21 protein-coding genes are annotated in these 19,450 nt (G+C 39.1%); 10 read left to right on the top strand and 11 right to left on the bottom strand.

Annotation, left to right across the window (positions count from 1 at the left end):
- Positions 1-42: 42 nt before the first annotated feature.
- Genes R2800_12635 through R2800_12615 form a run of 5 tightly spaced genes read right to left on the bottom strand, consistent with a single transcriptional unit; the run spans position 43 to position 3,829 of the window.
- Positions 43-1,242, bottom strand: coding sequence for a DUF3570 domain-containing protein (locus tag R2800_12635; protein MEZ5017896.1), 1,200 nt, complete (start codon positions 1,240-1,242; stop codon positions 43-45).
- An 11-nt stretch (positions 1,243-1,253) separates the two neighbouring features.
- Entirely contained in the window at positions 1,254-1,475 is a 222-nt protein-coding gene (locus tag R2800_12630) for a DUF4266 domain-containing protein (protein ID MEZ5017895.1), read from the bottom strand.
- A complete protein-coding gene (locus tag R2800_12625) occupies positions 1,472-2,431 on the bottom strand; it encodes an FAD:protein FMN transferase (protein ID MEZ5017894.1) in 960 nt (319 codons plus the stop codon). The genes R2800_12630 and R2800_12625 overlap by 4 nt, the downstream gene beginning before the upstream one ends.
- Positions 2,428-2,865 carry a thioredoxin family protein gene (locus R2800_12620; protein MEZ5017893.1) on the bottom strand — a complete coding sequence of 146 codons (438 nt, stop codon included), beginning with the start codon at positions 2,863-2,865 and terminating at the stop codon, positions 2,428-2,430. Before R2800_12620 ends, R2800_12625 begins: the two co-directional genes overlap by 4 nt.
- 55 nt (positions 2,866-2,920) lie before the next feature.
- Positions 2,921-3,829, bottom strand: coding sequence for a DMT family transporter (locus R2800_12615; GenBank protein ID MEZ5017892.1), 909 nt, complete (start codon positions 3,827-3,829; stop codon positions 2,921-2,923).
- 86 nt (positions 3,830-3,915) lie between these two features.
- Here R2800_12615 and R2800_12610 point away from each other — a divergent pair, with 86 nt between their 5' ends.
- Positions 3,916-5,562 carry a hypothetical protein gene (locus R2800_12610; protein ID MEZ5017891.1) on the top strand — a complete coding sequence of 549 codons (1,647 nt, stop codon included), beginning with the start codon at positions 3,916-3,918 and terminating at the stop codon, positions 5,560-5,562.
- 151 nt (positions 5,563-5,713) lie between these two features.
- Positions 5,714-6,550, top strand: a complete 837-nt coding sequence (locus R2800_12605; GenBank protein ID MEZ5017890.1) for a T9SS type A sorting domain-containing protein — start codon at positions 5,714-5,716, stop codon at positions 6,548-6,550.
- A gap of 143 nt (positions 6,551-6,693) precedes the next feature.
- Here the strand turns inward: R2800_12605 and R2800_12600 are convergent, their stop codons facing one another.
- Positions 6,694-7,770 carry a glycosyltransferase gene (locus R2800_12600; GenBank protein ID MEZ5017889.1) on the bottom strand — a complete coding sequence of 359 codons (1,077 nt, stop codon included), beginning with the start codon at positions 7,768-7,770 and terminating at the stop codon, positions 6,694-6,696.
- 151 nt (positions 7,771-7,921) lie between these two features.
- On the opposite strand from R2800_12600, the gene R2800_12595 reads away from it, so the two are divergent.
- The 3 genes from R2800_12595 (at position 7,922) to R2800_12585 (ending at position 9,963) form a co-directional block, all read left to right on the top strand.
- A complete protein-coding gene (locus R2800_12595) occupies positions 7,922-8,224 on the top strand; it encodes a hypothetical protein (protein ID MEZ5017888.1) in 303 nt (100 codons plus the stop codon).
- A gap of 220 nt (positions 8,225-8,444) precedes the next feature.
- Positions 8,445-9,140: a ferritin-like domain-containing protein gene (locus R2800_12590; GenBank protein ID MEZ5017887.1), complete on the top strand. Its 696-nt coding sequence runs from the start codon at positions 8,445-8,447 to the stop codon at positions 9,138-9,140.
- 13 nt (positions 9,141-9,153) lie between these two features.
- Entirely contained in the window at positions 9,154-9,963 is an 810-nt protein-coding gene (locus R2800_12585) for a ferritin-like domain-containing protein (GenBank protein ID MEZ5017886.1), read from the top strand.
- Positions 9,964-10,016: 53 nt separating this feature from the next.
- Here R2800_12585 and priA read toward each other — a convergent pair whose 3' ends face one another.
- Positions 10,017-12,503: a primosomal protein N' gene (gene priA, locus R2800_12580; GenBank protein MEZ5017885.1), complete on the bottom strand. Its 2,487-nt coding sequence runs from the start codon at positions 12,501-12,503 to the stop codon at positions 10,017-10,019.
- A 119-nt stretch (positions 12,504-12,622) separates the two neighbouring features.
- Between priA and clpX the strand changes: the two genes are divergently transcribed.
- Positions 12,623-13,873 (top strand): ATP-dependent Clp protease ATP-binding subunit ClpX, encoded by a 1,251-nt coding sequence (clpX, locus tag R2800_12575; GenBank protein ID MEZ5017884.1) that lies wholly within the window; start codon positions 12,623-12,625, stop codon positions 13,871-13,873.
- Between the two features lie 10 nt (positions 13,874-13,883).
- Positions 13,884-14,084 carry a hypothetical protein gene (locus tag R2800_12570; GenBank protein MEZ5017883.1) on the top strand — a complete coding sequence of 67 codons (201 nt, stop codon included), beginning with the start codon at positions 13,884-13,886 and terminating at the stop codon, positions 14,082-14,084.
- 36 nt (positions 14,085-14,120) lie between these two features.
- Here R2800_12570 and R2800_12565 read toward each other — a convergent pair whose 3' ends face one another.
- From R2800_12565 to R2800_12555, 3 genes are read right to left on the bottom strand one after another with little or no spacing between them, the layout of a single operon-like run.
- Positions 14,121-14,537, bottom strand: a complete 417-nt coding sequence (locus tag R2800_12565; GenBank protein MEZ5017882.1) for a hypothetical protein — start codon at positions 14,535-14,537, stop codon at positions 14,121-14,123.
- A gap of 11 nt (positions 14,538-14,548) precedes the next feature.
- Positions 14,549-15,049, bottom strand: a complete 501-nt coding sequence (locus tag R2800_12560) for a dihydrofolate reductase (protein ID MEZ5017881.1) — start codon at positions 15,047-15,049, stop codon at positions 14,549-14,551.
- A gap of 9 nt (positions 15,050-15,058) precedes the next feature.
- Positions 15,059-15,853 carry a thymidylate synthase gene (locus R2800_12555; GenBank protein ID MEZ5017880.1) on the bottom strand — a complete coding sequence of 265 codons (795 nt, stop codon included), beginning with the start codon at positions 15,851-15,853 and terminating at the stop codon, positions 15,059-15,061.
- A gap of 152 nt (positions 15,854-16,005) precedes the next feature.
- On the opposite strand from R2800_12555, the gene R2800_12550 reads away from it, so the two are divergent.
- The 3 genes from R2800_12550 to R2800_12540 all read left to right on the top strand — a co-directional run bounded on the left by R2800_12550 (position 16,006) and on the right by R2800_12540 (position 18,108).
- Positions 16,006-16,725 (top strand): glycosyltransferase family 2 protein, encoded by a 720-nt coding sequence (locus R2800_12550; GenBank protein ID MEZ5017879.1) that lies wholly within the window; start codon positions 16,006-16,008, stop codon positions 16,723-16,725.
- A gap of 6 nt (positions 16,726-16,731) precedes the next feature.
- Positions 16,732-17,244, top strand: a complete 513-nt coding sequence (locus R2800_12545) for a gamma carbonic anhydrase family protein (GenBank protein MEZ5017878.1) — start codon at positions 16,732-16,734, stop codon at positions 17,242-17,244.
- A gap of 90 nt (positions 17,245-17,334) precedes the next feature.
- Complete coding sequence (locus R2800_12540) at positions 17,335-18,108, top strand: hypothetical protein (protein ID MEZ5017877.1); 774 nt, start codon at positions 17,335-17,337, stop codon at positions 18,106-18,108.
- A 49-nt stretch (positions 18,109-18,157) separates the two neighbouring features.
- Here R2800_12540 and R2800_12535 read toward each other — a convergent pair whose 3' ends face one another.
- Positions 18,158-19,438, bottom strand: coding sequence for a hypothetical protein (locus R2800_12535; GenBank protein ID MEZ5017876.1), 1,281 nt, complete (start codon positions 19,436-19,438; stop codon positions 18,158-18,160).
- Between the last annotated feature and the right edge of the window lie 12 nt (positions 19,439-19,450).

The raw sequence follows: 19,450 nt of genomic DNA, 5'->3' as shown, positions 1-19,450 counted from the left end.
TATATGCTGACGGATTAATCTCCATATCATAAACATGAAAACTTATTTAAACTTCATACCCAGCGTTATAATATCAGACGTTAAGCCCGTGCTGCGTATATAATGACCATACCTCAGCTCCAGCACAGCAAACTGGCGCACCCCAAACACACCACTCTCCGGTGCCCATCGTATGCCTGTACCTATCAAATGGCTGTTGAACTTAGAGAGGTCGTAATCGCTGGTATAGAATTGATCGCTAGGCGTATGCTGCCCATAGGCGGCAAAATACTTCACTGCCGACTGATCGTAATACCTATAGTTAGGGCTTACAGACAAGTAAGGGTTGATCTTGATAGGCACTTCGATACTTGCCGTATGTGCCGTTAGCCCCCAGTCGTCAGTATAGAACCTATAGTAACCACGTAGGATGATGTTATTCCCTAAGAAGTAATTAGCCCTTACTCCTATTGGTATTTTCAACCTATTGTCGGGCAAGTTTTCAGAACGAACAGTGCCATCTGTCAAATACACCCTATGAAAACGGGTGGCCAATAAACCTTGTTGATAGATACCGTCCAGCATAAACGCTATTTGCAATCGCTTGTTGACCACCTGAGAGAAAGTCAACGAACCACTAATAGAATTACGAGGTTCTTGCGTAGCAGAGTTATCGTCATCACCATCCTTACCCATACTACCTGGCGGGCGTAGCTCTACAGGAAGTATGGCCGTCCATGTATCAAAATAGGCCTGTACGTTTAGTGCCAGCTCTCTATTTTTATCTGCTGATGTTTTAGCAACATTCAACCCTATACCAAAAGAAGTATAATCGTACTCGTTAGAGAAAGAGGCTATAGCGCCGTAACTCCAACCTGTTTTCTCATTATTAACCGTCCAGCCCAGTTTTGGATAAAAACGAGTATCACCAGATGAAGCTGAAGATATTGTTGTCGGGTCAATTTTATCAGAAGACGCTGAGGTATAGTTATCAAGACCAATGCTTGCAATAATGGTATGTATTCTGTCTTTCTTGTCTTTTTTGATCAAGCGCAGATCTAGCTGGTTGGCAAAGTCGGTCAGGTGCTCCGAACCTATACCACCCGTTACGGCAGCATTATTACCTTCTTGTGCATAGTAAGAGGTTACAAAATTCACCTCTTCAATGCTTAATTTTCTATCGTCGTAGTTCGATTCCGTTTGTGCAAAAGCCCCAAACAAATTCATAAATAAGGCTACGAAACCTAAGGTTAATTTCTTCATAAGGGGGGATTTTAATTACAACCGCAACCGCCACCTGTCTTGCCACCATTTGCTCCTGACGCACCTTCGCGATATGATTGAAAACTGTTTTCGAATACTTCTGTTTTTCTGGCACTCAACTCCATTTCAGAGTCGTTGATGTATTGCTTCTGATACTCCTTTACAGGGGCGCAGGAGGCAACACTCAACATCAGGACCAGCGCTCCGATTATTACTGTGGGGGTCTTCCTCATGCTGCTGTTAGTTTTATGTTGTTTGATGTATATATATCGTCGTTGTCATCGATAATGATGCAAGCGATACCTTTCATTTGATTGATCATACCTAGCCCCGCTTTTATACCCATGATGATAACAGGGGTGGTCATGGCATCTGCTATCTCTGCATTAGGGCATATAATCGTCACACTCTTAATACCATTAACAGGGTAGCCCGTTTTAGGGTCTATGGTATGACTATATTTTTTACCGTCTATCATCACATACTTCTCATAGTTGCCCGACGTAGCTACGGCCATATTGGTAATATCAAAATAAGAGAAGGGTTGATTGATGCTTTCGGGGTCTGCTATACCAATCGTCCACGGTTTGCCATCGGGCTGATGCCCCCAGGCAGAGAGGTCGCCTGCTGCATTTATAATACCACTCTCCACACCTTTGCTTTGCAGCAATTGTTTCGCCCGCTCTGCCGCATAGCCTTTCCCTATACCACCAAACCCTATACGCATCCCCTTCTCTTTTAAGAAAACTGTTTGTTCGTCTATATTAAGTTTTACGTTCTTGTAATTAATTAATCGTACTGCTTGCTGCGCCGTTGCTCTATCAGGCAGCTTGGTCATGGTCGTATCAAAATTCCAGAACCGTTTGTCAATAGAACCGTAAGAAATATCAAATGCCCCCTGCGTTAGATCAGCAATTTTGTTGGAACGATAGATGATGTCAAACACCTCCTTATCTACCTTCACTGGCGCTACGCCAGCTGCTTCATTTATCCTATTAGTTTGGCTATCGTCAGCAAAAGTGGTAAGTAGTTTTTCTATTCTTCTTATCTCTTCTATAGCCATGTCTATGTACTGCTCTGCTTTGTTTTTATCCTCATTCACCACGCTTATTTCAAAGCGGTTGCCCATGAGCCGTAACAGTTTTTTGTGCAAAGCACCTTTGCTTACAAATGTTACTTCACTACTCATTTTATAGCTGCTTTTATTTCACTAACAAATTCTTCTGGTGTAGCATCTTTATAACCATCCCATGTTTTAAGCACTTTGCCATTTGCATCTAACAATAACGTATATGGGAAATGACCTGACTTGTTGTATTGCTCAGCCAGAGCTTCGTTGGCTTTAACCAATTCTTTATCTAGTTTATTCTTTTTCTGTCGAGGAAAGTCTGCATTGATGAGTATCAGATTTCCGTTTGCATAGTTTTGAAAAGGTTCTTTATCAAAAATTCGCTTCTCCATTTTGATGCAAGGAATACACCAATCTGAGCCGGAAAATTTAATGAGGATATACTTATGTTCTTGTTTTGCTTCAGTTTTTGCTTTTGAAAAATCTGTACGCCAAGTAGCAGACATCAGTAGTACGGCACTGAACAATAAAAATATTTGTGGGAGCTTCTTCATTGTGCTTCTTTAATGATTTTTTAATCTTGATTTCATAACGAGAAGCATTTAAAAATTATTGCTTCTTTGTTTTTCGTTTTAACCCGAAGTTAACAAGATAGACACTTATAAATAATAATACAGTTGCTAGAATTTTAGGCAAGGTAATATCTTCACCCATAAATATCACAGAGATCACCCCTGCAAAAAATGGCTGAGAATAGATATAACCACCTGCTATTGATGGGCTTAAATGCTTTAGTGCGTAGGTGTTCCATAAGTAGGCAAAAAAGGTAACCCCCAACACAATAAACCCTAACCACAGAAAATCTATCGGTTGGAATAGCGCCCATTCGATCTTCGCAAAGTCTTGCCAACAAAAAGGAGTAACAAATAGTAATCCGAATAAGAATACCCAGCGTATCACAATTATTGGTCTATACTTAGACATCAACCTTTTGATGATAACCAGATATATAGCATAGCTGGTAGCATTTAGAAAAACCAGGAAGTCTCCCCATGCCGTGTCCTTGCCCAAGGCGGTCACTTCTTTACCAGCACTCATCAGCAAGGCTGCTCCACCTACACCCAATGCAAGACCAAGCGCCTTGTCCCAAGTGATGCGTTCTTTCAAAACAAACAAAGCAATAATGGTAATGAGTATTGGCGTACTCAGCATCACTAGCGATGCATGTATCGGCATCGTATTATTGAGCCCGAGAAAAAAAAGCATTTGGTTTAGTGCCACACCAAATAAACCACCCAGTATTAATATCACCCAGTCTTTCTTCTCTATTGTTGCACGATACTTTTTACCAAAGAACCAGCTCATCCAAAACAGAAGGCAAACCACACTCACACGTATAAAGATAAAACCCAATGGCTGTATCAGTCTTGGCATGAGTAGCTTAGCTACCGTAAAGCCCGCACCATAAAAGATATTGGTACCCAGCAAGGCCAGGTGCGCTTTGGTTGTACTGTTCACTGCGCGCAAAGGTACAATCCTAATTACAAGAAAAATATTATACCAAGCATTGTATATTTATAAACTATACAGGCATAAGCAAACACATGAACAAGTTTCTTTTCTTCTTACTATTTCTTCTTATTACAAGCTTTAGTGGTATAGCTAAAATAGACTCTACTGCTATAGCTAAAATATTAAGTAATGCTCAGAAGCATATATACTCCAATCCCGACTCTTGCTTATCCCTCACACAGAAAGCACTACAGTATATCGAAAAAGATGATCATGACAACTTAAAACCATGGGCTTATAATATTACAGGTAGTACTTACTGGGTAAAGGGCAACTATGTTTACTCTCTTAAATATTTTCAAAAAATCGTAGACTTTGCTAACGACCATAATATGCCTGACCTAGCAGCGGCTGGCAACGGTAACATTGCAGTTATATACATTGATCTGGGAGATTTGGATCTGGCCTACAACTACACGCACCAATCGCTAGCATCATATAAAAAAACCAATGACACTAATGGTGTAGCTGTAGCCGTCAACAACCTTGGTATCATATTCGAAAAAAAGAAAATTTACGACTCGGCACTATACTACTTCGAAACAGCAGCTCAATATTGGGGCTATAATAATGATAAAAACTGGCTGACACTTGTAGAAAGTAATAGAAGCAATATATATGCCGCAAAGGGTGATGTAAACAATACATTAAGGCATGCACTAAAAGCTACGGAATATGCTAAAGATATTGACAACGAAAAAAGTAAAGGTCATGCCTACATCAGTCTAGCGCGAGCCATGCGCATGAAAAAGCATTATAAGGAAGCTGAATTCTACGCACGTAAAGCACTGGCACTTGCAAAGCCCAATAGCATTATAGAGATAATACGAGATGCGCATGAACAACTATATCAAGCTTACATAGACCAACCTCAACAACTTAAATCTGCCCTTTATCATTATGAGCAGTTCAATGTGATCAAAGATAGTATGCTTGATGCCAGTAAACTGAACCTTGTCAATCACCTAAAAAATAAGGTAAAGCTGGAGCAAAAAGATAAAGCAATAGCACAGAGAGACAAACAACTATTGGCATCGGAACAAGCCAGACAAAGAAACCTGCTCTACTACTCCATAATAGCTGGTAGCTTATTGTTCATCATGAGTATGCTCTTTGGACTATATAGAAGGCAAAAACTACGTGTAAAAGCAAAAACACAACAACTACTTGTAGAACAACAAGCACATGAACTAGCAGAACTGAATTTAAAAAATGAACAATTATTTAATAAAGACTTGAGCACACAGCTTGATTTCAAAAAACAAGAGCTACTTACTTATGCGCTATCCATGACGCACAAAAACCAAATACTTCAGGAACTACAAGAGCAGATCAACACGTTGCATAAAAACGGGCAGGAAAAAGAAGTAAGACAAATAAAGAATAATATTAATGCAGCAATGGGTTCTCAGGAAAACTGGGAAGAATTCAAGTTACGTTTTGAACAAGTACATCATACTTTCTTTGATACATTAAAAGCATTATACCCTAAACTATCTGCCAACGATCTGCGCATGTGTGCTTTTATTAAGCTCGACCTTAGCTCAAAACAAATTGCCTCCCTTCTAAATATTGCGCCTAGTAGTGTAGATATGGGCAAATACCGACTAAAAAAGAAGTTTGGTTTGGAACAGGAAGAAAGTTTATCCGAACTTATTAACACAATCAATAAGTCGTAATTATTTAATATTCAACTATTTATTTTCTTGTAGAGATAATGTAGAGATGGTTTTTTCAACCAATCGAGACAGCATGCAGTCATTACCCAACGATGCACACCAACTATGTGTATCACTAACTTTTTTCTGTTCATGCTAAAATCAATTTATTATGAAAAAACTTTTATTACTCTCTTGTATTACTCTTTTTTCTTTTGGCGCAGCACAAGCGCAATGGACTACCTTATCAACAGATGCTAGTGGTGATGGTGCCAACAGTAGTTACCTAGATGGTACAAAGCTAGAGTACCGTTACGACGATATGACGGATAGCGTTTGGTTTAGAGTAACCGTTAGCCAATACAAAGCATATGCTTTTGGTATCAATATTATTTTGGATGTAACAGGTGCCGGCTCAAAAGGTACTTGGTGGGGCAACCAAAATAGCTCTTTCCAATACAACAGACTTATAACTGCGTGGATGAGCAACCCGCCAATGGGTACTGTTGGTATAACAGACGCTGCAGGTGCGGCTTCAAGCAACTATACTAAAATAGCAGGCGCTAATAAGATCACTATTGTTGGGAATACTACAGATAAGACCTACACATTGGGTATGAAACGTACAGACATCTACAATGGAGCATCTCTTAATGCTAAAGTAATAGCTGCTGTAGGTGCGCACAATGGCTGGAATGACGACTTGCCAAATACAGGTTCAGGCTCTATCAATCTTACTCCAAATACAACTGCTGTTCACCATCTAAGTAAAGAGAAGCACCAATTCTCTATACATCCTAACCCTTCAAACGGCGTGTTCTCTCTAGTGCAGAACAGTAATAACGAAAGCCAAATAACTGTATACAATATCACAGGTATAAAGGTTTTTGAAACTACTACTAAGCAGAAAGAAACCAATATTGACCTATCATCACTTAGCTCAGGTACTTACGTTATCAAGTTAACGAATAACGGTACAACAAGTGCGCAACAAATAACGATACAGTAATCAATGAAAATACTAACAGTCTCACTTGTGTGCCTATACATTATTATAGGCATCATTACATTAATAATCTAGTGGACTACAAACTCGTTCCGGACTAGAGCATGGAACAGAGGGCAAATAGAGGGGGCCGGGCAGCCCCCTCTTCATATTTTATCCAGCCATTTATCAATGGCAACTTTGTATTGATCAAATATCTGTTCCTCTATATTTTGAGTCGGTGATTTTAACTCTGTGTTCAACATTTTAGCCAGATCAAAACTCTTTTGCCCTGCAGCAGTAAATTGAGGTTTTTGAGAAAGATAGGCGCCCAAATATTCTTGTTCTGTTTGCCCGGGTGTGGGTATGAAGATGGCTTTTTTGCCCAGCTTTACTAAGTCCATAACAGTAGAATAGCCACTACGGCATACAACTACTGCAGCTTGTTGCATTAACTTATCAAGTACACTCTTGGTAACCCTGCCATAGTAATGTATATGCTCGGGAATGAATGCTGGTGGCTCCTGTTCATTGCTACCGGTTACAAATACTACTTTCCTATCTATTGTTTGCACTTGCTCCCAAAGTTTATCAGCAAGTATGGTGCGTTGAGGTTCTGGTCCTGAAAGTAATACCAGAATATAGTCTTGCTCCAGATCGTTGGTTTTATCTAACTGTGATAATAAACCAATGTATTGGGCATTGTTGGACAAGGTATCGGGATGTGATAATTTTCCAGCATAACCGTCTTCTGCTATATCCACTACCCAACAATCTTTAAATCTTTCCAGGTATTTATAGTGTTGTGGCCTTAATACATTATCTACCATACTGCCCATACCACTCATTGGTCCTAGCTGATGGGTCATCATTACCGTTGGTATGTCAGGGTTATTCAGTCCATATCTATTATCTGATATTACCCCATCTATACCTAGCTCTTTTATCAACTCTTTTAACCACTCGTGCTCTCTCTTTATTATTTTGTTCAGCCTCGGCATCTGCCCCAGTAGCTTAGGCATCAACCCCACTGCAGAGCTAGAGTACTCTACATTGTAACCTTCCAGTGGCAAGTAAGTGATCTTGTCATATGTTTGAGATACATAGTCAATTTGAGCTTCGTTACCGGCAAAGAAAACATGGCAATCTCTTTCTAATAAATAGGCTATAATAGGCATGCACCTTGTAGTATGCCCTAATCCCCAATCTAATGGAGCTACTAAAATTTTATGACGCTTTTTCAATTGCTGATATTCGTTAACTTTACAAAAGTAGACTTGAAAAGCATGAGCCGAAACAATTTCTTTGTTTTTTTAATGATAGCGGGACTTAGCCTATTTCTAGTTAGTTCATGCAATTCATCAAAAAGTACAACTTCTAAAAAGGGTTGTGGGTGTGGCACAGACATCAACAGGGTTTATAACGCACCTAAACATCGTAGATAGACAACATATGTGGAGTAGTAAGAAAGATAAAGTATGGATACAATATAGAGATAACATCATTGCTCAAGATGTTGGAACAGGTATCTTTTTATCAACCTACTTGCGCCAACTGAATCTTCAGAAAGCCTATGTACACTATTATGAAGTAATAGACCTACAGCATTACAAGCATATCTCTAAGCCACATAAAGTACGCGCTGCAATGAATATGCATAAAAACACGCCTTTTATTTTCCCAATTTGTATCAACTAGTCTTTTTTCAGCGTGATACATACACATTAAACGTAATTTATTAGCCCCTTTAGGGCAATAATGTGTACTACAGATAATTTTCATAATGAAATGTTATGAAAAGCAGATTTCATATATTAGATTTACTTACTGCTTTTTGTATTTTGGCGAATATTCTCAATACCGACTGGTAAAGGAATTGCTATCGCTAAAGCGAAATGATTTTAATAAATAGCTACTTATGAAAGAAGCAATGGAGAACAATGCCGTTGAAAAAAGTGCCGATGCCACTGCAGGTTTGTCAAGAAGACGATTTTTGACCTTTGCAAGTGGTGTACTAGGTGCAAGTGCATTGATAGCTGCTTGTAATAAAGATGATGATAGTCCTGCCCCTGCCTCGGATGGCACTATAGATATTGGTGCTAACGATACTGGGCTTTTAAACTTACTATTTGCGCTACAACAAATTGAAGCCGCTTTTTATGAGCAAGTATTCTTCAATGAGTTCATTGGTATGACAGCAGATGAACGTACCAAAATTTCAGAAATACGCAATCACGAAATTACACATAGAGAGTTCTTTAGAAACTTGCTAGGTAGCAATGGCACAGAGCTAGAAGTTGAGTTTCCTAGGGTAAGATTTACGGATAAAAACAGCGTACTAGAAAATGCAAAACTATTAGAAGACCTCAACGTAGCTGCACTTAACGGTATGGCTACATTAATGGTAACACCCGACTTCTTAACTCTGGTAGGTAAAATGGCCTCTGTAGAAGCAAGACATGCTGTTTACGTAAGTGAGCTAATTGCTAAAAATACATTTGACAACACTACAGACCCTTACGGAATGGAACCCGGCAACGCACCTAATAATGTTATAGCTGTGGCTAACAATTTCCTTAAGACTAAAATATCAGGCAAGAACTTGCCCTCTTAACTAAATGAATGCTATGAACTTCAAGAATATACTTGACGATATCAACAATACTGACGAGGGGTTTTATGAGAAAGAAAGCCCTAGAAGAAGCATTTTAAAAAGCTTTGGGGCTAAAGTGGCTATTGCAGCATTACCGATTGCTATCAGTTCTGTTTTCACAAAATCATATGGTCAAACCAAAGCTACTCTCATAGATAAGCTTAACCGTCTTTTAAAACTAGAGTATTTACAGTCTGGTTTTTATAGAGAAGCTTTAGATAACACAGGATTGATCGATGGTGAAACCAAAGCTTCTTTCCAAAGAATTTTAGAAGATAACAATTCTCATGTTGCTATACTATCAGCTGCTATAACAGAATTGGGAGGCACACCTATTACCACTCCAAACATAGATTATACAGGAGGTCGCGGTAATAATAGTGGCCCTTATAAAGATTCTTTACAAAAATATTCAGACTTCTTAGTTATGGCTCAAGTGCTAGCAGACTCTGCAGTACGTGCTTATAAAGGAGAATTCAGCAGCTTTATATTGAATAAAAAAATACTACAAAATGTAGTTAATATCCACTCAATGGAAGCTAGACATGCTGCATATATCAGAAATCTAAGAAACATTCCTGCTTGGACAACAGAATCAAATAACTATACACCTGTTGCGGCTGCACAAAGCACGTATATTGACGAGGATCAAAAAACACAGAATGGTGTGTTCTTAGTAGACATTAATGGCTTCAACCTTACAGAAAATGCTATTACTGAAGCTTTTGATGAGCCACTAGGTGAGGCAGATGTTGATATCATTCTTGGACAATTTGTACTATAATATACTTTTCATATTATCAAAAAAGGCAAGCCATATAGCTTGCCTTTTTTATTTTAAGACAATGGGTCTACATCAAAAAGTATATGTACCAAAGAGTTGCCACGCTGGCTTGTGATACGGTTTCGCTCTGCAACAACAAAAGCTTTTGTTTCCTTGATCACTTTTGCATCTCGTGGACATTTTATCCATACCTCTTGTATGTATTGGTTACGCACTCTTGGCACTAGTGCTGCAACCGGACCTTGCACCATAATGGTATCTAATAAATTCAGCTCTTTAGCCATATCTGCAGCAGCAACTATGGCCTTTACTTCATCCCTGTGTTTAAACGTCACCTTGATCAACCGCACAAAGGGGGGATAATGAAAATGTTGGCGATACTGTATCTCATGATTATAAAAGGCAGCTACATTATGTGCCTTCACCCAAGCCAGTACAGGGTGTGCTATATTATGTGCTTGTATCAATACAACACCTACTCCATCAGTTCTTCCTGCCCTACCGCTTACTTGTTCCATTAGTTGGAAAGCCCGCTCATTAACTCTAAAGTCGGGATAGCTGAGTAAACTATCAGCACTTAGAATACCAACAAGAGAAACATTAGAGAAATCCAGCCCTTTTACCACCATCTGCGTACCTATCAACACATCCACCTTCTGCTTGGCCATCTCTTGCATCAAACGTGAATAGTTGTCTTTACCACGCATAGTGTCCACATCCATTCGTGCAGTCTTTGCCTTAGGGAATAGCTGCCTTACTTCTTCTTCTATTTTTTCAGTACCAAAAGTTTTACTCTGCAAACGATTGCTACCACAAGAGGGGCAGTTGTGCACCAGCGCATATCTCAACCCACAATAGTGGCAGTGCAGCTTATCCGTACTTTTATGATAGGTAAGTGATACTGCACAGTTTTTACACTGCGGCACCCAACCACATACGGTACATAGCTGAAAAGGGGCATAGCCTCTCCTATTTTGGAAAAGAATTACCTGCTTGCCTGCATCTAGCGTTTTGCTAATTGCTTCAAACAGCTCTGGTGTTATAAGGTTGATACCTTGCTTTTTGTAGGCAGCCAAAGATTTAGTATCTATCATTTCTATTACAGGCATGTTTACCCCCAGATACCTTTCTTGGAGTGTTACATATCCATACTTACCTGCTTTGGCATTATACATGCTTTCAATAGACGGTGTGGCCGTTCCTAAAAGCACCTTAGCATTGTGTAATGCTGCTAAATAAATAGCTGCATCTCTAGCATGAAAACGAGGTGCCGGGTCTTTTTGCTTATAAGATATATCGTGCTCCTCATCTACTATTATCAAACCCAGCTCTTCATATGGCAGCCATAGTGCCGAGCGTGGCCCTACTACAACTTTATAGTCCCCTCGCCTTACCTTCTCCCATATCTCTACGCGCTCATTATTACTAAATCGGGAATGGTAAACGCCTAACTCTTCTCCAAAGTAGGCATAGAGCCTTGTCATGAGTTGCGTTGTTAAGCCTATTTCGGGTAATAACAATATTGCCTGCTTACCCTGAGCTATACATTCCTTTATTTTATTGATGTATAATAGCGTCTTACCGCTACCTGTTACCCCTTCCAACAGTACTACATTCTTCTCTTCAAACTCTTTTTCTATATACTCAAAAGCTTCCTGTTGTGCTTCTGTAAATATAACTTCTTGTGCTTCTTGTTGCTTGTTAACCCCAAGTCTGTCTACCGCTACTTCTGATATAATGAATATACCCTTATCGGCTAGCGCCTTTATCTGTTGTGCACTTGCACCCGACCTATCCAGTAGTTCTATTTGCCTTACCGCACCAAATTTCACCGATAGCTCCACATAAGCCATCAATAGTTCTAGCTGCTTTGGTGCGCGCGATAGTGTGTCAAACAGTTCATGAAGCTTTTCCTCCGCTCTATACGTCTTAGCTAATGTTACTATTCGTTCTTTCTTGGTCTTATATACTTCCTCCAGCTCATCCCTTACTACTATCACTTCTTGCTCCAGCAGCTCACCTAGCACTTTGGTAAAATGCCTAGCCCCTACCATACTTCTCAGCTCACTTATGGTCAGTTCATTTTTTTGCTCCAGCTCCTCTACTACTACAAATGCCTCATCACTCCACTCATACACCACATCCTCATGTTGTGGTGACCACATGATCCGAGTTTCGTTCATTAGCTTCAGGTGTGCTGGTAGGGCGGCTTGCATCACCTCACCCGGGGTAGCCATATAATACTCTGCTATCCAGTCCCAGAACTGTAACTGTTTATCAGTAATTATAGGCTGCTCGTCAATAATGCTTCGAATCGGTTTTACCTGGTACCCCTCGGGCTGCTCGTTGTGTAGCCGCTTTACAATTGCAGAGTACAGCTTGTTTTTACCCAATGACACCTCTACACGCATACCCGCTACTATAGCCCTCTGTAAATCTACAGGAATACCATAAGTAAGTGACTTTGATAGACTTAAAGGCAGAATCACATCTGCAAAACGCGCTTCTTCTTCCCGTCTTGTGCTAGCGATCAACGACATAGAATATGCAAGATACATAATAGCCTAGCAGATTGTCTTGCTCAATAAAAGGAAATAGAAAAATGCTATTACTTGCTTTCTTTGTACCTTTGCCGTCTATATTTATTTTTGACTAGAGTATGGCTAAACAAAACGAGCGTAAGTGTTCCTTTTGCGATCGCGTAGAAAGTGACGTAAATATCCTGTTTACAGGTATAAAAGGTAATATCTGCGACCAATGCATAGAAAATGCCCATCATCTGCTTCATGAAACCATGAATGAAGGGCAGCAGAAAAAAAGCGACAAAAACGACCTCAAAAAACATAAAGTATTGAAACCAAAAGAAATGAAAGAGTTTCTCGATCAATACGTTATAGGTCAGGACGATGCTAAAAAGGTGATGTCTGTTGCGCTATACAACCACTACAAGCGACTGTTGCAACCCAAGCAAGACGATGTGGAGATCGAGAAATCGAACATTATCATGGTGGGAGAAACAGGTACTGGTAAAACACTTATAGCTAAGACCATAGCCAGAATGCTACAAGTGCCTTTTGCCATCGTAGATGCTACCATATTTACAGAGGCGGGTTATGTAGGCGAAGATGTTGAAAGTATTTTATCAAGACTATTACAAAGCTGCGATTATGATATTGAAGCAGCGCAAAACGGTATTGTATATATAGACGAGATAGATAAAATAGGTCGTAAAAACGACAACCCTTCAATCACAAGAGATGTAAGCGGCGAAGGGGTACAGCAAGCTATGCTGAAACTATTGGAAGGTTCTGAAGTGTTAGTACCACCACAAGGCGGTCGTAAACACCCTGAACAGAAAATGGTAAAAGTAAACACACAGAATATCCTGTTCATATGCGGTGGTGCTTTTGAAGGTATTGATAAGATGATAGCAAGAAGAGTACAAACTTCCGCTATTGGTTACAATGCGATCAAAGCTACCGACTCGCTAGACCGGAGCAATTTGTTACAATACGTCAATGCTCAGGACTTGCGTACATTTGGTTTGATACCTGAGTTATTAGGTCGTTTGCCAATTGTTACCTACTTGAACCCACTAGACCCTGTGGCATTGAAACGTATCCTTACAGAACCTAAAAATGCACTCATCAAACAATACACTAAATTGTTTGAATACGAAGACATCAAACTTGTAGTAGACGATGAGGCATTAACATATATGGTTGATAAGGCTATCGAATTCAAACTAGGAGGTCGTGGTCTTAGAGCAATTTGTGAGATGATCCTTACAGATGCCATGTACGAATTACCTTCTCAAGAAAACAAGGATGAGATCTTCCACCTTACGCTTGAGTACGCAAAAGAAAAGCTGGAAGGCTCTAACAAACTGGAATACTTAAAAGCAGCATAAACCACTATAAATGCAACAATTAATAGATCAATTAAAAGCAGAAGCGGGACTTACTGAAGAACAAGCAGTAAAGTCTATACAAACAGTGAAGGAATTCATCCAATCGAAACTACCGCCGATGATGCACGAAATTGTAGACAATTTTTTGAAAGATGATGGTAATGACGAAGATGATCCGCTAAGCAATATGATGAAAAGCTTTGGCAGTTAAGCCACCAAAAAAGCCCTACTAATTAGTAGGGCTTTTTTAATATGGATATTTTAAAGTGTAGTGCTTCTTTTCTCTAAAATCTTCGCGGTAAAAGAGTAAACCGTGATTGTATAGATCTATACTCATCCGCACTTCCGATCGGTTTCTCAACCTATTCCATGCAGCAGTATGATGTTCTGACTTGTGTATTGATGGAATAACGATCACAGTTCGTTGTCTCATATCCTTTAGCAAAACACCATAGGCCTCTTCCCAGTGTGCCGGATATTTTTCTGTAAGCTGTAGTACATTTTCATCATCAAAAAAATCGATCAATCTATCCGTAAGTGATTTTGCAGACTTACCACGGAGTACATTCTCAATAAGGCTGTATAAAAAAGGAGAATGAACCCCTTGCCTTTCCTTTGACAATCTTTTATACTTAATGAATTCTTGAATAGAATGTAAGCCCATAACAATTACATTTATTTTATTCTATCCAATTGTTGAAAAGTAAAAGAGAACTGATGTTTCTCATCTGCCTCATGGTGCTCTTCCCATTTCAGCGCCCACTCTTTTTCGTCTACTTCAGGAAAGTATACCATTGCTCCATCAATAGTAGTATGCACTTTGGTAAGGTATAACCTATCTAGCAATGGAAATGATTGTTCATACACTTTCCCGCCTCCTATGATAAACGCCTCTTCTGTACCTTCTTCTTCCAATCTTTTAATTCCTTCTTCCAAACTATGAAAAAGCAATACACCTTCAGGAAGTTCCAGATCCTTTTGTGAAGACAATACTATATTCAATCTCCCTTTCAATGGCTTACCTAAAGAGTCAAATGTATTTCTACCCATCAGTACTGGCTTACCCATTGTTGTTCTCATAAAGAACTTCAAATCGTCTGGCAATTGCCAAGGCAATGTATTATCCTTACCTATGGCATTATTTTCATCTTTGGCAACAATTGCAGCTAATATCATTCTTAAACCTTATACTGCTACTGCAGCTTTTATATGTGGATGACTTTCGTAATTCTCTAAAGTGAAATCTTCATACTTAAAGTCAAACAAATCTTTTACTTCAGGGTTCAACTTCATAGTAGGCAATGCATAAGGCTTACGTGTTAGTTGAAGCTTTGCTTGCTCAATATGGTTGCTATACAAATGTACGTCACCAAACGTGTGTACAAAATCTCCCAGTTCCAGATCGCATACTTGCGCCAGCATCATGGTTAGCAAAGCATAAGATGCTATATTGAAAGGAACACCTAAAAACACATCGGCACTACGCTGGTATAATTGACAGCTCAACTTGCCATCTGCTACATAAAACTGAAATAAAGCATGGCAAGGGCTTAATGCCATTTTAGGCAGATCTCCCACATTCCAAGCATTTACTATGATGCGCCTGCTATCAGGATTATTTTTTATTAGGTCAATAGCTTGTTTGATCTGGTCGTAAGTAGAACCATCCGCACCAGCCCAGCTACGCCATTGATGACCATATACAGGACCTAGATCTCCATTTTCATCCGCCCATTCATCCCATATACGTACACCATTATCTTTTAAGTACTTAATATTCGTATCCCCCTTCAAAAACCATAACAACTCATGGATGATTGATTTGAGGTGTAGCTTCTTCGTAGTGATAACAGGAAAACCCTCTTGTAGATTGAAGCGCATCTGATAGCCAAAACAACTTATAGTACCAGTACCTGTACGGTCCTCTTTTTGAGTACCTGTGTCTAAAATATGCTGTAAAAGGTCAAGATATGCTTGCATAAAAAAGAATATTCAGAATTAGCAATAGCCTGTTTAGGCTGTATACAAAGTTAGGGTACTGCAGCATTATATAATAGAACAGAATAGTAAATGGGGAAAACAAGTGCATATTCTATAAATCATTGTATTTTGCACCCTTATTACCACTACTAATGAGCAAAGTACTCTCTATTGTAATACCGGCCTATAACGAAGGTCCTACCATTCATCACATTTTGGATAAGGTGAAGGAGGTCGATCTTATCGATGGTATAAGTAAAGAAGTAATTATTGTTAATGATTGCTCTAAAGACAATACTGAAGAAGCCATATTAGCCTATAAGGATGCTAATACCGATTTACCTATTAGTTATTATAAGCATGAGGTAAACCAAGGAAAAGGCGCAGCTTTACATACGGGTATCAATAAAGCCACAGGTGACTATGTTATCATACAAGATGCCGATCTAGAGTACGACCCTCAGGAATATAATGTATTGCTTAAGCCAATAGTAAACGGGTTTGCTGATGTGGTGTATGGCTCGCGCTTTATGGGCGGCAACCCACATCGTATATTGTTTTTCTGGCATTCGATAGGTAACGGCATGCTTACTTTCTTGTCTAACATGTTTACCAACCTCAACTTGAGCGATATGGAGACCTGTTATAAACTCTTTAAAAGAGAGATCGTACAAAGCCTGAAATTGGAGGAAAAACGCTTTGGTTTCGAACCGGAAGTTACTGCCAAAGTATCTCGAGTACCTAAAATTCGCATCTATGAGGTAGGCATCTCCTATTATGGGCGCACCTACGAAGAAGGCAAGAAAATAGGATGGAAAGATGGTTTTAGGGCTATTTATTGCATTTTGAAATACAATATCTTCAAAAAATAAGTTGACATGCCGGTAATATTACCCGTAAAAGGCGTTATGCCACAAATACCCGAAGGCTGCTATATAGCTGAAAATGCAACTGTTGTGGGCGATGTTGTGATGGGGGAGGAGTGCAGCGTATGGTTTAATGCTGTGGTGCGTGGAGATGTGAACAGCATACGCATGGGTAATAAAGTAAATATACAAGATGGCGCTTGTATACATTGTACTTACGAAAAGACCAAAGTGACATTAGGAAATAATGTATCTATTGGCCACAATGCCATTGTACATGGCTGTACTGTAGAAGATAACGTGCTAATAGGTATGGGAGCCATTGTTATGGATAATGTAACCATAGGTAGCGGCAGCATCATAGCGGCTGGTGCTGTAGTGCTGGAAAACACAAAAGTACCTCCGGGTAGTATTTTTGCAGGCGTACCTGCCAAAAAAGTAAAGGATATCAGCCAAGAATTACTGCAAGGAGAGGTGGAAAGGATTGCTAATAACTACGTTATGTATAGCTCTTGGTTTAAATAATATACTAATTTTAAATATTGTATAACTATTGCATTTAATAAGATTAGACTATACATTTGTCATACAATTAAACTTAAACGCACGAATAATATGAAAAAGTTAATTCTAGGACTTCTAGCTGTAGCTGTAGTAAATACTGCTGATGCTCAAAAAGGAAGTATTTTAGCTTACGGTACTGCTGGCATACACACTACTAAGAATGACAACGGTGGCGGAAACGAAACAAAACAATTCAACTGGAACATCAACCCTGGTGTTGGTTACCAATTCACTGACAATATCACTGTAGGTATACAAGGTGGTTTCATGAACATGAAGAATACTGCCAATACTAGCGCTACTGTATTAAACGTGACTACTACCACTGAAACTATTACAAGATCTAACGAGTGGCAAGCAGGTGTTTTCTTCCGTTATGGTATGAAGATCAGCAAGCTATTCACTTTATACGATCAAATTGATGCTAGCTACCTAGCTGGTAAAAATACTACTGACGCTAAAACTACTGTAACTCCTGGTACTACTACTACAGCACCACGTGTTATCAATGGTGAGTTTACTGGTTTCCAAGCTCGTTTGTTCCCTGCATTACAAATGCACGTTAAAGACGGTATGGCACTTAACTTCTCATTTGGTGGTTTACAATATCGTACTGTATCTACAGACGTTCCTGGTGTAGCTGGTGCTCCAACTACTACTTCTAAAACTAGCAGCTTTGATCTTACTTTCTGGCAGCAAATGAACTTCGGTATCTCTTACAACTTTGGCGGAGGTAGCGGATGTTGCAAGAAAGGTGCAGGCAACCCAAGCGATGATCTTCGCCCAATGAAGATTGACAGCAATCAAGACGATGACGACGAATAGTCTTCACTATAACTTATAATAATAAAGCCTCGAAATATTCGAGGCTTTATTATTTAATACTATTGGTTTGAATATATAACTGTTGTTTACCCTTCTGTCTTTCGTTGCTCCATAAGTAGTAAATATTACCTCCTCTTACAGTCACCTTTTGCGCAAATGGTTTTTCCAACCGCACACCTTGCTTTGAAAAGCTACCCTTTTCTACATCTATCTCCAACAATATTTGATGTTCCTGCTTAACTCTATAAGCATATATCTTGCCTGTTATAGCATCTTGCATTATTTCTTTTATCCTTAGATCATCGTAGTCAAATTGTAACGGGCACCTTTTTAAAAAGACACCATTTAAAGAATAAAAGTTCAAATAGCCATTATCAAAATCGAATATCAATAATGCTTCTTTCCTTAAAAACAGCGGCGTATTAATTCTTTTAAATGAGTTTTTATCCGTTAGCTCTATCACGTTCGATAACATTTTTGCAGCTTGAAGATTGCCTTGTGCTACATACTGTTGTACTTGGCTCTTGCCGTCTACAATATCAAACAGGTCCTCTTTTTGCCAACTTTCTCTAAAAGATACTAATTGCGTATCCCCCCTTCTCGATAAACGAAACGATATCGAATGCAACTCTTTATCGACGAATTTGTAGTAATAAACATCATTATTATAAAGTACACAGTCCTTCAACTGTGCCAAGGTTCTTAGTGATTGTTGCTCCCCAATTTTTATTTCTTTTGTGGCATGGTCAAATGTTATACGATGTATTCCATAAGAAGTGACCAAATAAAGCACACCAACACTACTTTTATACAACTCTTTAAAGCTTAAGGCATCCTTATTTTCCATTAAAACATGACCATTATTATCTACCAAGCTTAGTTTATGGCCTTTACCAGAACGTGAAGCAATAAGGATATTATCCCCTACAAAGGCATAATCAAACATGTACTCCCTACCCCTTTTTAAAACTATATGCGACTTTTTACTGGTAATTACGGCTTCTCCCAATAGTCTTTGTAATGGATATAGGTATAGCTCTTCAGGCAATTTACTGGTCTTGAGTGTATCTGGCTGATAGCCTTCTTTATACAGTAAAAAATAAGAGTTATTGATAATCAAACTATTAGGTATGCCTAACACCCCATTCTTATCAGAATACAAGATATTAGCTCCTTTCGTTATCAGCTGTACTTTTTCAATAGGTTCTTGGGTTATTCCATCAACAAGTTTTACTTGAACTGCTTCTTGAGCATTGGATGACAGAGCAAAGAACAATGCACAAATAATTAAGCTCGAAACCTTTACAAAATGGGCTGAAACAGAACACATTGTTATTGATTA

Origin of the sequence: Flavipsychrobacter sp. (assembly GCA_041392855.1) — a bacterium.
In the GTDB taxonomy this organism is placed as follows: Bacteria; Bacteroidota; Bacteroidia; order Chitinophagales; family Chitinophagaceae; genus UBA5543.
This window is presented reverse-complemented; position numbering and strand designations above follow the sequence as displayed.

Coding starts and splice junctions, on each gene's coding strand:
- R2800_12635 (MEZ5017896.1), bottom strand. CDS start 1,242: ATGAAGAAATTAACCTTAGGTTTCGTAGCCTTATTTATGAATTTGTTT.
- R2800_12630 (MEZ5017895.1), bottom strand. CDS start 1,475: ATGAGGAAGACCCCCACAGTAATAATCGGAGCGCTGGTCCTGATGTTG.
- R2800_12625 (MEZ5017894.1), bottom strand. CDS start 2,431: ATGAGTAGTGAAGTAACATTTGTAAGCAAAGGTGCTTTGCACAAAAAA.
- R2800_12620 (MEZ5017893.1), bottom strand. CDS start 2,865: ATGAAGAAGCTCCCACAAATATTTTTATTGTTCAGTGCCGTACTACTG.
- R2800_12610 (MEZ5017891.1), top strand. CDS start 3,916: ATGAACAAGTTTCTTTTCTTCTTACTATTTCTTCTTATTACAAGCTTT.
- R2800_12605 (MEZ5017890.1), top strand. CDS start 5,714: ATGAAAAAACTTTTATTACTCTCTTGTATTACTCTTTTTTCTTTTGGC.
- R2800_12590 (MEZ5017887.1), top strand. CDS start 8,445: ATGAAAGAAGCAATGGAGAACAATGCCGTTGAAAAAAGTGCCGATGCC.
- R2800_12585 (MEZ5017886.1), top strand. CDS start 9,154: ATGAACTTCAAGAATATACTTGACGATATCAACAATACTGACGAGGGG.
- priA (MEZ5017885.1), bottom strand. CDS start 12,503: ATGTCGTTGATCGCTAGCACAAGACGGGAAGAAGAAGCGCGTTTTGCA.
- clpX (MEZ5017884.1), top strand. CDS start 12,623: ATGGCTAAACAAAACGAGCGTAAGTGTTCCTTTTGCGATCGCGTAGAA.
- R2800_12570 (MEZ5017883.1), top strand. CDS start 13,884: ATGCAACAATTAATAGATCAATTAAAAGCAGAAGCGGGACTTACTGAA.
- R2800_12565 (MEZ5017882.1), bottom strand. CDS start 14,537: ATGGGCTTACATTCTATTCAAGAATTCATTAAGTATAAAAGATTGTCA.
- R2800_12560 (MEZ5017881.1), bottom strand. CDS start 15,049: ATGATATTAGCTGCAATTGTTGCCAAAGATGAAAATAATGCCATAGGT.
- R2800_12555 (MEZ5017880.1), bottom strand. CDS start 15,853: ATGCAAGCATATCTTGACCTTTTACAGCATATTTTAGACACAGGTACT.
- R2800_12550 (MEZ5017879.1), top strand. CDS start 16,006: ATGAGCAAAGTACTCTCTATTGTAATACCGGCCTATAACGAAGGTCCT.
- R2800_12545 (MEZ5017878.1), top strand. CDS start 16,732: ATGCCGGTAATATTACCCGTAAAAGGCGTTATGCCACAAATACCCGAA.
- R2800_12540 (MEZ5017877.1), top strand. CDS start 17,335: ATGAAAAAGTTAATTCTAGGACTTCTAGCTGTAGCTGTAGTAAATACT.
- R2800_12535 (MEZ5017876.1), bottom strand. CDS start 19,438: ATGTGTTCTGTTTCAGCCCATTTTGTAAAGGTTTCGAGCTTAATTATT.